12 protein-coding genes are annotated in these 14,151 nt (G+C 44.0%); 8 read left to right on the top strand and 4 right to left on the bottom strand.

Annotation, left to right across the window (positions count from 1 at the left end; translation table 11 throughout):
• Positions 1-154 precede the first annotated feature (154 nt).
• Positions 155-685: an RNA polymerase sigma-70 factor gene (locus tag AB3G73_RS21415; protein ID WP_321019884.1), complete on the bottom strand. Its 531-nt coding sequence runs from the start codon at positions 683-685 to the stop codon at positions 155-157.
• Between the two features lie 232 nt (positions 686-917).
• Between AB3G73_RS21415 and recJ the strand changes: the two genes are divergently transcribed.
• From recJ to dnaG, 8 genes are all read left to right on the top strand, one after another.
• Positions 918-2,636 carry a single-stranded-DNA-specific exonuclease RecJ gene (gene recJ / locus AB3G73_RS21410; RefSeq protein ID WP_008650492.1) on the top strand — a complete coding sequence of 573 codons (1,719 nt, stop codon included), beginning with the start codon at positions 918-920 and terminating at the stop codon, positions 2,634-2,636.
• Complete coding sequence (locus tag AB3G73_RS21405) at positions 2,629-4,539, top strand: ATP-dependent DNA helicase RecQ (protein ID WP_259022178.1); 1,911 nt, start codon at positions 2,629-2,631, stop codon at positions 4,537-4,539. Before recJ ends, AB3G73_RS21405 begins: the two co-directional genes overlap by 8 nt.
• A 38-nt stretch (positions 4,540-4,577) precedes the next feature.
• Positions 4,578-5,540, top strand: coding sequence for a lipopolysaccharide assembly protein LapB (locus AB3G73_RS21400; RefSeq protein ID WP_148366522.1), 963 nt, complete (start codon positions 4,578-4,580; stop codon positions 5,538-5,540).
• A 301-nt stretch (positions 5,541-5,841) separates the two neighbouring features.
• Entirely contained in the window at positions 5,842-6,690 is an 849-nt protein-coding gene (locus tag AB3G73_RS21395; RefSeq protein ID WP_004297266.1) for a prephenate dehydratase, read from the top strand.
• Positions 6,665-7,843 (top strand): pyridoxal phosphate-dependent aminotransferase, encoded by a 1,179-nt coding sequence (locus tag AB3G73_RS21390; RefSeq protein ID WP_055167701.1) that lies wholly within the window; start codon positions 6,665-6,667, stop codon positions 7,841-7,843. Before AB3G73_RS21395 ends, AB3G73_RS21390 begins: the two co-directional genes overlap by 26 nt.
• An 88-nt stretch (positions 7,844-7,931) precedes the next feature.
• Positions 7,932-8,993 (top strand): bifunctional 3-deoxy-7-phosphoheptulonate synthase/chorismate mutase type II, encoded by a 1,062-nt coding sequence (locus tag AB3G73_RS21385; protein ID WP_074636687.1) that lies wholly within the window; start codon positions 7,932-7,934, stop codon positions 8,991-8,993.
• Positions 8,994-9,158: 165 nt separating this feature from the next.
• Positions 9,159-9,932 (top strand): prephenate dehydrogenase/arogenate dehydrogenase family protein, encoded by a 774-nt coding sequence (locus AB3G73_RS21380; RefSeq protein ID WP_055167702.1) that lies wholly within the window; start codon positions 9,159-9,161, stop codon positions 9,930-9,932.
• Positions 9,933-10,038: 106 nt separating this feature from the next.
• Positions 10,039-12,120, top strand: coding sequence for a DNA primase (dnaG, locus tag AB3G73_RS21375; protein WP_234132354.1), 2,082 nt, complete (start codon positions 10,039-10,041; stop codon positions 12,118-12,120).
• A 112-nt stretch (positions 12,121-12,232) separates the two neighbouring features.
• Here the strand turns inward: dnaG and folE are convergent, their stop codons facing one another.
• From folE to tpiA, 3 genes are all read right to left on the bottom strand, one after another.
• Entirely contained in the window at positions 12,233-12,823 is a 591-nt protein-coding gene (gene folE, locus AB3G73_RS21370) for a GTP cyclohydrolase I FolE (protein ID WP_004324710.1), read from the bottom strand.
• A 7-nt stretch (positions 12,824-12,830) separates the two neighbouring features.
• Positions 12,831-13,280: an SPOR domain-containing protein gene (locus tag AB3G73_RS21365; protein WP_148366525.1), complete on the bottom strand. Its 450-nt coding sequence runs from the start codon at positions 13,278-13,280 to the stop codon at positions 12,831-12,833.
• Between the two features lie 108 nt (positions 13,281-13,388).
• Complete coding sequence (gene tpiA, locus AB3G73_RS21360; protein ID WP_004307847.1) at positions 13,389-14,147, bottom strand: triose-phosphate isomerase; 759 nt, start codon at positions 14,145-14,147, stop codon at positions 13,389-13,391.
• Positions 14,148-14,151: the final 4 nt, after the last annotated feature.

Raw genomic sequence — 14,151 nt, 5'->3', positions numbered from 1 at the left:
AGCTTTTTGAGAGCTTACATATATAAGACACGCCACTTGCAAACTTCACTAGGAGAAAAATAAAAAAAGTGCTTTGAGGTCCTTCATTTGTTCATCGATGCCAAGGAGGATATGCATCAATGCCGAAGGAGAACTTTATCGGTAAGGTATTCTATTAGAAAAAAAGTAGAGTATAAAGGTAATCTTTGAGGTTCTTCCTTAAAGCTTGCAACGCTTTGCCAATATGATAGTCTACCCCTTTCACTGTCACATTTAATGATTCAGCGATTTCTTTCATCGATTTATTCTCATATCGACTCATCATAAATGCCCTTCTTGTTTTTTCCGGCAATTCATTTAAAGTACGATTAACAATATCGATTATTTCTTCAGAGAAAAGTTGGTTAGGATCGGAAGAGTCGAGAGAAGAGATACGGAAATCAAGTTCGTAAAGTTCATCATCCAGGATGTTTTCCCTGGCCTCCATCCGCAGATGCTCATTTCGCAGGTAGTTTAAGGCCTGATTCTTTACCACAGTCATCAAAAAAGCACGGATATTTTTCACCTCTTCAGTCTTCATCGTACTCCATAAAGTTATCATTGCCTCAGAGGCTATATCTTTCGACTGCATCTCATCGTGAAGATAGGATTTAGCAAACAAGAAACAACGTTGATAATACTCAATATAGATATCATCAAATGTCATATTAGAGCTTATGGCACCGTTTTGTCTTCTCATTTTAGCGTATTTCTCACCTGTTTAGACTTTTGTTAACGAAGCAAAGATAGCTAAAAGAAGTTATCTTCCAAAAGCCAGTCTTGAAATATTTTCGTCTTATCTACTATACACTTCCGCTTTTTTTCGTACTTTTACCCCTTGTTGGAAAGAAGTGCCTTTTCAACCCTTGAGAACAGAAAAAGAAAAAACAATATATAAAATGAATCACAAATGGAATTATCGACCCATTACACCCGAACAGGCAGAGACAAGCCAGACATTGGCCCAGGAACTAGGGATTAGCCCGATACTTGGACAACTTTTGGTGCAGCGGGGAATTACGAAGGCAGCAGATGCCAAGAAGTTTTTCCGCCCGCAATTGCCCGACCTGCATGATCCGTTCCTGATGAAGGATATGGATATTGCAGTGGAACGTCTGAACAGGGCGATGGGAAAGAAAGAACGTATTCTAATTTATGGAGATTATGACGTAGACGGTACTACTGCCGTAGCATTGGTCTACAAGTTTATTCAACAGTTCTATTCGAACCTTGATTATTACATACCCGACCGATACAATGAAGGGTATGGCATTTCTAAAAAAGGAGTGGACTATGCCGCAGAAACCGGTGTAGGACTGATTATTGTACTCGATTGTGGAATTAAAGCAGTAGAAGAAATCACTTATGCCAAAGAGAAAGGGATTGATTTCATCATCTGCGATCATCATGTACCGGATGATGTGCTTCCGCCTGCCGTAGCTATTCTGAATGCCAAACGCCTGGACAATACGTATCCGTACACTCACCTTTCCGGTTGTGGAGTCGGTTTCAAGTTTATGCAGGCATTCGCTATCAGTAACGGTATCGAGTTCCACCACCTGATTCCTTTGCTGGATATTGTAGCTGTGAGTATTGCATCGGACATCGTTCCGATTATGGGTGAAAACCGTATCCTCGCCTACCACGGTCTGAAGCAACTGAACAGTAACCCGAGCATTGGTATGAAGGCTATTATCGACGTATGCGGACTTTCTGAAAAGGAAATCACCGTCAGCGATATTGTGTTTAAAATCGGACCGCGCATCAATGCATCAGGACGTATTCAAAACGGAAAAGAAGCCGTAGACCTGCTGACGGAAAAAGATTTCTCGGTAGCACTTGAGAAAGCCGGACAAATCAACCAGTACAACGAAACCCGGAAAGACCTCGACAAGAGTATGACGGAAGAGGCAAACAACATCGTTGCCAATCTGGAAGGATTAGCGGATCGCCGCTCCATCGTGCTCTACAACGAAGAATGGCACAAAGGCGTGATCGGCATCGTAGCTTCCCGTCTGACAGAAGTGTACTACCGCCCTGCCGTGGTACTGACCCGGACGGATGATATGGCAACAGGTTCCGCACGTTCAGTTTCCGGCTTCGATGTATATAAAGCAATCGAGCATTGCCGCGACCTGCTGGAAAACTTCGGGGGACATACATACGCCGCCGGACTGTCGATGAAAGTGGAAAACGTGAATGCCTTTACCAAACGGTTCGAAGAATACGTTTCACAGCATATCTTGCCGGAACAAACCAGTGCTGTGATCGAAATTGATGCTGAAATTGATTTCAGGGATATTTCGTCAAAATTCTTCAACGACCTAAAAAAGTTTAATCCTTTCGGTCCTGATAACACGAAACCTATTTTCTGCACTCACCATGTTTATGATTACGGAACAAGTAAAGTGGTGGGACGCGATCAGGAACATATCAAACTCGAACTGGTCGATAATAAATCGAATAATGTAATGAACGGTATCGCGTTCGGACAGAGCTCACACGTACGTTATATCAAAACGAAACGCTCGTTCGACATCTGTTACACCATTGAAGAAAACACGCACAAGCGTGGTGAAGTACAACTTCAAATCGAGGATATAAAGCCGATTGAATAAGTATCAGGAGATATTAAAACAATATTGGGGATATGACTCCTTCCGCGACTTGCAGGAGGAGATCATCACCAGTATCGGCGAAGGCAAAGATACACTGGGACTTATGCCGACCGGAGGCGGTAAGTCCATCACTTTTCAAGTGCCTGCTCTCGCCCAGGAAGGGATTTGCATTGTCATTACTCCTCTCATCGCCCTGATGAAAGATCAGGTGCAAAACCTGCGTAAACGCGGCATCAAGGCGCTTGCCGTCTATTCAGGCATGACACGGCAGGAGATTCTCACTGCTCTTGAAAATTGCATCTTCGGTAATTATAAATTCCTCTATATTTCTCCGGAACGTCTGGACACGGACATATTCCGTGCCAAACTGCGATCAATGAAAGTCTCCATGATTACGGTCGACGAAAGTCACTGTATCTCACAATGGGGATATGACTTCCGCCCTGCTTACCTGAAAATTGCCGAAATACGGACATTGCTACCGGGAATTCCGGTACTGGCACTTACAGCCACCGCCACTCCGGAAGTAGTGAAGGATATTCAAGCCCGTTTGGAGTTCCGTGAAGAGAATGTTTTCCGCATGAGTTTCGAACGGAAAAACCTGGCATATATCGTCCGGCAAACGGATAACAAAACTCAAGAGCTGTTGCATATCTTACGAAAGATACCCGGCAGTGCCATTATCTATGTCCGCAACAGACGACGCACCAAAGAAATCACCGAGTTACTGGTAAACGAAGATATTACCGCCGACTTCTATCACGCCGGACTGGATAATGCCGTAAAAGACCTCCGGCAAAAACGCTGGCAAAGCGGAGAAGTTCGTGTAATGGTAGCGACAAACGCCTTTGGAATGGGAATTGATAAACCCGACGTGCGCATCGTATTGCATCTCGATCTCCCCGACTCTCTCGAAGCTTACTTCCAGGAGGCCGGTCGTGCAGGAAGAGACGGTGAAAAAGCGTATGCTGTGATCTTATACACCAAAACGGACAGAACGACGCTGCACAGGCGCGTTGTGGATACTTTTCCCGACAAAGAGTATATTCTCAGTGTCTACGAACATCTGCAGTATTACTATCAGATGGCAATGGGCGACGGTTTCCAATGTGTCCGCGAATTTAATCTGGAAGAGTTTTGCCGGAAGTTCAAATACTTCCCGGTTCCGGTGGACAGTGCGCTGAAAATACTGACTCAAGCCGGTTATCTGGAATATACGGACGAACAGGATAATGCCTCCCGTATTCTTTTCACGATTCGTCGGGACGAACTATACAAATTGCGGGAAATGGGAACGGAAGCCGAAGCACTGATACAGACGATTCTCCGCTCTTACACCGGAGTATTCACCGACTATGCCTATATCAGCGAAGCAACCCTGTCCATACGTACCGGACTGGCCCGTGAACAAATTTACAATATACTGGTCACGCTTACCAAACGTCGTATCGTGGATTACATTCCGCACAAAAAGACACCTTATATTATATACACCCGCGAACGGCAGGAACTTCGTTTTGTGCATATTCCTCCTTCCGTCTACGAAGAACGCAAAGCCCGGTATGAAGCCCGCATCAAAGCGATGGAAGAGTATGTCACTTCGGAGAATGTGTGCCGGAGCCGGATGCTGCTCCGTTACTTCGGAGAGAAGAACGAGCACAACTGCGGACAATGCGATGTTTGTCTTAGTCACCGTGCAACTGGTGCCCTGACCGAGAATTCTTTCGATTTCGAGGAACTGAAAAAGAAAATATCAGAATTACTTACCCAGAAACCGCTGACACCGGTAGAAATAGCCGATAAGATAGAAGCGGAGAAAGAGAGCATCAGCGAAGTCATCCAATATTTATTGGAGGAAGGCGAATGGAAGATGCAGGATGGAATGATACATATTTCAAAATAAGTTACTACCTTTGCAAGGTAACTCAAAAATAACACACCATGCCGAACTTTTTTAAATCTTTCTTCTCCGGTAAGTCGGAAACTCCGGAAAGTGAAAAACAGAAAAACGATCAGAAAAATTTCGAGATCTTCAAATACGACGGTTTACGTGCGCAACGCATGGGACGTCCGGATTATGCAGTAAAATGTTTTATTGAAGCTCTTGCCATCAAGGAAGAGTTTGAAACAATGGGCTATCTTAGCCAACTCTATATCCAGATGGGGGAAACGGCAAAGGCCCGCGAATTATTGGAAAAGATGGCTGCTATGGAACCTGATGTCACAAGTACTTTCCTGACACTGGCCAATGTATGCTTCATCCAAGAAGATTATCAGGCAATGGAAGAAGCTGCCAATAAAGCGATTGCCATCGAAGAAGGAAATGCCGTGGCTCATTATCTGTTAGGGAAGGCCCGCAAGGGACAGGATGACGACCTGATGACTATTGCCCATCTCACCAAAGCAATCACTTTGAAAGATGATTTCATTGAAGCTCGCCTGTTACGCGCGGAAGCTTTGATGAACCTGAAACAGTATAAAGAAATGATGGAGGATATAGATGCTGTGCTCGCTCAAAATCCGGAAGAAGAGACCGCCATGCTCCTGCGCGGAAAAGTAAAAGAAGCAGACGGCAAGGACGAAGAGGCAGAAGAAGATTACAAACTGGTGACGGAAATAAACCCGTTCAACGAACAGGCATACCTTTATTTAGGGCAACTTTATATCAACCAGAAAAAACTGACGGAAGCCATCGGCCTGTTTGATGAAGCCATCGAGCTGAATCCGAACTTTGCAGAAGCCTACAAAGAACGTGGACGTGCTAAATTACTGAATGGTGATAAGGACGGTTCTGTAGAGGACATGAAGAAATCTCTGGAACTGAATCCGAAGGATGAAGCTAACCTGAACGGAGAATTCAAGAACCTGGGACCAAAGCCTGAAGCACTTCCCGGCATCTTTTAAGTATCCTTTTCATGTATTTTAAGCAAGAAAACAAAAAAAGTATCGTTTTTTGTTTGCATCTAACAGAAAATTATTACTTTTGCCCCAGAATTAAAAACCAAAGCAAAAAAATAAAGATTCGAATGAAATCATTTACTTATGCATATTACTTCTTTTTTTACTTTTACTTTAGCAACAAAGTAGAGCGGGAGTTTGTATGTATCAAGTGACAGTGATGCTTAAGGACTGAATAGAGAAATCAATCATATGAATCCCGCTCCAATATGGACGCGGGATTTTTTTATATAATATATTTAGAACAATGAAAAAGATAGCAATTCAAGGAACACTCGGCTCATATCATGATATCGCCGCACACAAGTACTTCGAGGGAGAAGAAATAGAGTTAATCTGTTGTGCCAACTTCGAAGACGTGTTTACTTCGATACGGAAAGACAGCCAGGTTATCGGAATGCTAGCCATCGAGAATACGATTGCGGGAAGTTTGTTGCACAACAATGAATTGTTGAGACAAAGCGGCACACAGATTATCGGTGAATACAAACTGCGCATCTCGCACAGCTTTGTCTGTCTCCCCGATGAGAACTGGGAAGATCTGACAGAAGTCAACTCCCACCCTATCGCCCTGATGCAGTGTCGCGAATTTCTGAATCAACATCCGCAGTTGAAAGTGGTGGAAGGTGAAGATACGGCCCGCAGCGCAGAAATCATCAAGAATGAAAATCTGAAAGGACACGCTGCCATCTGCTCCAAAGCAGCAGCCGAGCGTTACGGCATGAAAGTCCTTCAGGAAGGTATTGAAACGAACAAGCACAACTTCACCCGTTTTTTGGTTGTTGCCGATCCCTGGCAAGTAGACGAACTCCGCCAACATCATGCCAATGCAACCAACAAGGCAAGTATCGTATTCACTCTTCCACACACGGAAGGCAGCCTGTCACAGGTTTTATCCATTCTATCGTTCTATAATATCAATCTGACCAAAATTCAATCGTTGCCTATCATCGGACGGGAATGGGAATACCAGTTTTACGTAGATGTAGCTTTCAACGATTATCTAAGATACAAGCAGTCTATTGCTGCAATCACTCCATTAACCAAAGAACTTAAATTATTAGGCGAATATGCAGAAGGAAAGTCAAACGTATAAAATCGCTCCTGCCGACAGATTGGCAAGTGTTAGCGAATACTACTTCTCAAAGAAGCTAAAAGAGGTAGCACAGATGAATGCAGAGGGAAAGGATGTTATCAGCCTCGGTATCGGAAGTCCTGATATGCCTCCCTCAAGGGAAACCATCGAAACATTGTGCAACAATGCTCATGATCCCAACGGACACGGTTATCAACCGTATGTAGGTATCCCCGAACTACGCAAAGGCTTCGCTGCCTGGTATCAACGCTGGTATGGAGTGGAACTGAATCCGAATACGGAGATACAGCCTTTGATCGGCTCGAAAGAAGGAATTCTCCATGTTACGCTGGCATTCGTCAATCCGGGTGAGCAGGTGCTAGTCCCGAATCCGGGATACCCGACCTATACATCTTTGAGTAAAATACTCGGAGCGGAAGTTATCAACTACGACCTGAAAGAAGAGGATGGCTGGATGCCTGACTTCGAGGCACTGGAAAAAATGGATCTTAGTCGCGTAAAACTGATGTGGACCAATTATCCCAACATGCCGACGGGAGCCAATGCAACTCCGGAAATCTATGAACGTCTCGTTGATTTTGCCCGTCGCAAGAATATCGTAATTGTGAATGATAATCCATACAGCTTCATTCTGAACGAAAAACCTATCAGTATCCTAAGTGTACCAGGAGCCAAAGACTGTTGCATCGAGTTCAATTCTATGAGTAAGAGCCACAATATGCCGGGCTGGCGTATTGGTATGCTGGCATCGAATGCTGAATTCGTACAATGGATATTGAAAGTGAAAAGCAATATCGACAGCGGTATGTTCCGTGCCATGCAACTGGCTGCAGCTACCGCCCTTGAGGCTGAAACAGACTGGTATGAAGGTAATAATAAGAATTACCGCAACCGTCGTCATCTTGCCGGTGAGATCATGAAAGCATTGGGATGCACCTACGATGAGAAACAAGTAGGCATGTTCCTCTGGGGGAAGATTCCTGCTTCCTGCAAGGATGTAGAGGAACTGACAGAAAAGGTGCTGCATGAAGCAAGAGTGTTTATCACTCCGGGATTTATCTTCGGCAGTAACGGAGCAAGGTATATTCGTATCTCACTTTGTTGCAAGGACAATAAGCTGGCGGAAGCACTGGAAAGAATTAAAAGAATCTAACCTCTTCCAAAGAGAGGACGATAGCAAGATGAGACAGAATAAGTTCAATAAAAACAAGTTATTAAAAGAATAAAAAACAAATAAGAATATGGAACTCGAATCAATTTTATTACCGGGCATTGAGGCTAAAAGACCAATTGTCATTGCCGGCCCATGTAGCGCAGAAACGGAAGAACAAGTAATGGATACAGCCAAACAACTGGCTGCTAAAGGACAGAAAATATATCGTGCCGGAATCTGGAAGCCGCGTACCAAACCGGGAGGTTTCGAAGGTATCGGTGTAGAAGGTCTTGCCTGGTTGAAAGAGGTGAAGAAAGAAACTGGAATGTATGTTTCTACGGAGGTAGCAACAGCCAAACACGTTTACGAATGTCTGAAAGCGGGAATCGATATTCTTTGGGTAGGTGCACGCACCACTGCCAATCCTTTCGCCGTACAGGAAATCGCTGACGCACTGAAAGGTGTTGATATCCCTGTGTTAGTCAAGAACCCGGTGAATCCGGATCTCGAATTGTGGATCGGAGCGCTGGAACGCATCAATAACGCAGGATTGAAGCGTCTGGGTGCTATCCATCGCGGTTTCAGCAGTTATGACAAAAAGCTCTACCGGAATCTTCCCCAATGGCATATTCCTATCGAACTGCGCCGTCGCATCCCTAATCTTCCGATTTTCTGTGATCCGAGCCATATCGGTGGAAAACGTGAGTTAGTTGCACCGCTTTGCCAACAGGCTATGGACTTGAATTTCGACGGTCTGATTATAGAAAGCCACTGCAACCCGGATTGCGCATGGAGCGATGCTTCTCAACAGGTTACTCCGGACGTACTCGACTATATCCTCAATCTGTTGGTAATCCGTACGGAAACACAATCTACCGAAAGTCTGGCACAGCTCCGTAAACAGATTGACGAATGTGACGACAATATCATTCAGGAATTAGCAAAAAGAATGCGTGTGGCACGTGAAATCGGTACTTACAAAAAAGAGCACGGAATCACAGTTCTTCAAGCCGGACGTTACAATGAGATTCTGGAAAAACGTGGCGCGCAGGGCGAACAATGCGGTATGGACAGCGAGTTTATGAAGAAGATTTTCGAAGCCATCCACGAAGAATCAGTTCGTCAACAGATGGAAATTATTAATAAGTAGTTAGAGTGAAGGTGTGTCATAATGAATAATAAAACGCAGATTAACGCAAATTATCGCAGATTATTTCAATTATATTGATATATTAATCAACGACTTATAAAATTATTTCTGCAATAATTTGTGTTAATCTGCGTTTTGACACACTCTCACTAAATAATAAACATTATGAGAATATTAATCCTTGGAGCCGGTAAAATGGGCTCCTTCTTTACTGATATTTTGAGCTTTCAACACGAGACGGCCGTGTTCGACGTCAACCCGCACCAGTTGCGTTTCGTCTATAACACGTATCGTTTCACCACATTGGAGGAAATTAAGGAATTTGAGCCGGAATTGGTTATTAATGCCGCTACAGTAAAGTACACGTTGGATGCCTTTCGCAAAATACTGCCTGTACTACCGAAAGACTGCATCATTAGTGACATTGCCTCTGTAAAAACCGGACTAAAGAAGTTCTACGAAGAGAGTGGTTTCCGCTACGTTTCCAGTCACCCTATGTTTGGCCCGACTTTCGCAAGTCTTAGCAATCTAAGCAGCGAAAATGCCATCATCATCAGTGAAGGCGACCACCTGGGAAAAATATTCTTCAAAGACCTCTATCAGACATTGCGTTTGAACATCTTCGAATATACATTCGATGAGCACGACGAAACAGTAGCCTACTCGCTTTCTATTCCGTTCGTATCGACTTTCGTATTTGCTGCCGTAATGAAACATCAGGAAGCCCCGGGAACTACGTTCAAAAAGCACATGGCAATCGCCAAAGGGCTGCTAAGCGAAGATGATTACCTGCTTCAGGAAATTCTGTTCAACCCACGCACTCCGGGACAAGTGACTAATATCCGGACAGAGTTGAAAAACCTTCTCGAAATCATCGAAAACAAGGATGCGGAAGGTATGAAAAAGTATCTGACGAAGATTCGGGAAAAGATTAAATAATCAATACCGGTGCCAAGATTTAACGATCCCCTGCAAAAAAGTTCTTTGCAGGGGATTTTTTTATGTGTACCTTTGTATCCGCAAAAACGGATTCACAGGAGAAAGAATGATAGATCAAATTACCATAGACCGGATATTAGATGCGGCACAAATTATAGATGTCGTTTCAGATTTTGTCACCCTGCGCAAACGTGGTGTCAATTACGTCGGTTTGTGTCCGTTCCACAGTGATAAAACCCCTTCTTTTTATGTCTCTCCCGCCAAAGGATTATGCAAGTGTTTTGCTTGTGGAAAAGGTGGAAATGCCGTGCATTTCATTATGGAGCACGAGCAGATGTCTTATCCGGAAGCATTGAAGTACCTTGCCAAGAAATATAATATCGAAATCAAGGAACGGGAATTAAGTGACGAGGAGAAGTTTGTGCAAAGCGAACGTGAAAGTCTGTTTATTGTCAATAACTTTGCACGCGATTATTTCCAGAATATACTAAAGAATCATATAGACGGCCGTAGCATCGGTATGGCCTATTTCCGTAATCGTGGCTTTCGCGATGACATTATTGAGAAATTCCAGTTAGGCTACTGCACCGAAAGTCATGATGCATTTTCCAAAGAAGCAATCCAAAAAGGATATAAGAAAGAGTATCTGGTAAAGACCGGACTTTGTTATGAAACGGATGACCACCGGTTACGGGATCGTTTTTGGGGACGTGTTATCTTTCCTGTCCACACGCTTTCCGGCAAAGTGGTGGCTTTTGGCGGACGTGTACTTGCCAGTGCAACGAAAGGGGTTAAAGTTAAATACGTCAATTCGCCCGAATCGGAAATTTACCACAAAAGCAACGAATTATACGGTATATATTTCGCCAAACAGGCTATTGTAAAGCAAGACCGCTGCTTTCTAGTTGAAGGTTACACGGATGTGATCTCCATGCATCAATCCGGCATAGAGAATGTGGTTGCTTCTTCGGGAACAGCCCTCACGCCAGGCCAAATCCGTATGATCCATCGGTTCACCAACAATATGACGGTGCTTTATGACGGTGACGCAGCAGGTATCAAGGCTTCTATCCGAGGAATTGATATGTTATTGGAAGAAGGGATGAATATCAAAGTCTGTCTTCTTCCCGATGGGGACGACCCGGACTCTTTTGCCCGTAAACATAACTCTACGGAGTTTCAAGCCTTCATCTCGGAACATGAAACGGACTTTATCCGCTTCAAAACGAACTTATTGCTGGAGGATGCAGGAAAAGACCCTATCAAGCGTGCGGAACTGATTGGTAACCTGGTGCAAAGTATCTCTGTCATTCCGGAAGCGATTGTTAGAGATGTCTATATCAAAGAATGTGCCCAACTACTTCATGTAGAAGACAAACTGCTTGTATCGGAAGTTGCCAAGAGGCGGGAAACTCAAGCGGAAAAGCGAGCCGAGCAAACGGAACGGGAACGCCGGATGGCTGAAAGAACAGCTATGATGTCACAGGGTAGCACACCTCCTGAAGATGTTCCAATGCCTAATGGAGATATTCCGTTACCTCCTGAAGTGGATGGCGGATATACAGATGTTCCTCCTGCTCTGCAGGAAGACAGTTATGCTTCCTTTATTCCACAGGAAGGAAAGGAAGGGCAGGAATTCTACAAATTCGAGCGACTGATATTACAGGCGGTAGTTCGTTATGGAGAGAAAATCATGTGTAACCTGACCGATGAAGAAGGAAATGAAATTCCGGTAACCGTCATAGAATATGTGGTTAATGATCTGAAAGAGGATGAGTTAGCCTTCCATAATCCGCTGCACCGCCAAATGTTATCGGAAGCTGCTGCACACATGCACGATTCCAACTTCATTGCCGAACGTTATTTCCTGGCACATCCTGATCCGGTAATCAGTAAATTGAGTGTAGACTTGATTAATGTGCGTTATCAGCTTAGTAAATATCACTCCAAGTCCCAAAAGATCGTGACGGATGAAGAACGGCTCTATGAACTGGTTCCGATGTTAATGATTAACTTCAAGTATGCAATCGTAACAGAGGAATTAAAGCACATGCTTTATGCCCTACAAGATCCTGCTCTTGCCCATGATAATGAGAAATGTGACTCACTTATGCAACGCTATAATGAGTTGAGAACCGTACAAAGCATCATGGCAAAACGCTTGGGAGACCGGGTTGTTCTGCGATAAATCTTCATCGGTGCGAAGCCATGCCTTCACCGGTGCCGCACACCCTCCTCATTGATGCCGAAGCCTACGTTCCCCGGTGCTGGAACAAAATCGCATTTTTTAGAGGTTTTCTCTATAAAGTTCCGTGTTGAATCAGATTCATAAACTCTTCACGAGTCTTTGCCTGATTGAAAGCTCCGGTAAAGTCAGAAGTAGTAGTAATAGAGTTTTGTTTTTCTACACCACGCATCTGCATGCACATGTGTTTGGCTTCCACCACTACCATTACACCCAGTGGATTCAGGGTTTCCTGAATGCACTCTTTGATTTGCAGTGTCATGCGTTCCTGCACTTGCAGACGATGAGAGAATATATCGACTACACGGGCAATCTTACTCAACCCCGTGATATAGCCGTTAGGAATATAAGCCACGTGCGCCTTTCCGTAGAACGGCAACATATGATGTTCGCAAAGAGAGAAGAAATCGATATCTTTCACAATCACCATCTGACTATATTCTTCCTGGAATTTAGCGGAACGAAGCACTTCATGAGGATCCATATGATACCCTTTCGTCAAGCTTAACATTGCCTTAGCCACCCGTTCCGGAGTTTTTAATAACCCTTCCCTTTCGGCATCTTCACCCAACAAAGTTATAATACTACGATAATGACTCTTCAACTCCTCCAGATTCGGAGAAACAATTTCTTCTTTTTCTAACATGATACAATTATAAAGGGATATTGATCTGGTCTCTTACAATAGAAACCTCTTTGAACACACCGGTAGCTTTCAACCGACGCATCATTGCGTCCGCTTCTTCAATGCTACGGAAATCACCTACACGACAAAGCCAACGAGGTGGATTGAACGAAGTATATACCGTCAATTCAGGAAAATACTCTTTCACACGTGATGCCACATGATAAGCATCATTCTTCGCCTGACGAGTATTATTACCGGCATACGCCTGAATTCTGAACCCGGAAGTCTTTATTACTTTCTGTTCACCTGTTGCAGGACGTTCCATACCTATGAGAGCCTCAATGCGGGGGTCTTGATGGATAGTCACCTTTCCTTGCCCCGGAATGTTACGTTCCAGACTCTTGATAATACTTTGCGCTTGTATGCCAACACTTGCCAAAGCCAGCAACAAAGTAAGTAAAGCTATTTTCTTCATTTAATAAACAGTATTTAGGCACGGATTACGCGGACTACACGGTTTTTAAGATTTCATAGACAAAAACACCGTGTAATCCGTGAAATCCGTGCCTGAAAAAAGTTTTAATTATGCGTTGAAGGCATCAATGATACCTTTGAAATCAGATACTTTCAAAGCAGCACCACCAATCAAACCACCATCAACGTCCGGGTTAGCGAACAGTTCTTTAGCGTTAGAAGGTTTACAGCTACCACCGTAAAGGATAGAAGTATTGTCTGCGATTTCTTTACCATACTTGTCAGCTACGATAGAACGGATGAAAGCATGGATTTCCTGTGCTTGTTCAGGAGAAGCTGTTTTACCTGTACCGATAGCCCAAACCGGTTCGTAAGCCAATACAATCTTAGAGAAGTCTTCAGCAGACAGAGAGAATACAGATTCCATCTGTGCAGCTACCACTTCGTTCTGCTTGTTAGCTTCGCGTTCTTCCAACACTTCACCGATACAGAAAATCGGAGTCAGGCCGTTAGCCAAAGCCAATTTTACTTTTTCTTCCAGGATAGCAACTGTTTCACCGTAGTATGCACGACGTTCAGAGTGTCCCAGAATTACATATTTTGCACCTGTAGAAGCAACCATTTCAGCTGAAACTTCACCTGTATATGCACCTGATGCTTTGTCTGCACAGTTTTCAGCACCTACACCGATCTTTGCAGCGTCTACCAACGGAGTAACAGAAGCCAGGTGGATAAACGGAGTACAGATGATTACATCACAGTTAGGCTTTTCGTTAGCCAATGCTTCGTTCAGTTCTTTAGCCAAAGCGATACCCTCTTGAAGGGTTTTGTTCATTTTCCAGTTTCCTGCAACAATGTTCTTTCTCATTTTG

This window comes from Bacteroides sp. L008, assembly GCF_040812255.1.
Taxonomy (GTDB): Bacteria; Bacteroidota; Bacteroidia; order Bacteroidales; family Bacteroidaceae; genus Bacteroides; species Bacteroides vicugnae.
The sequence above is the reverse complement of the archived record's forward strand: the minus strand, read 5'-3'. Positions and strand labels throughout refer to the sequence as shown.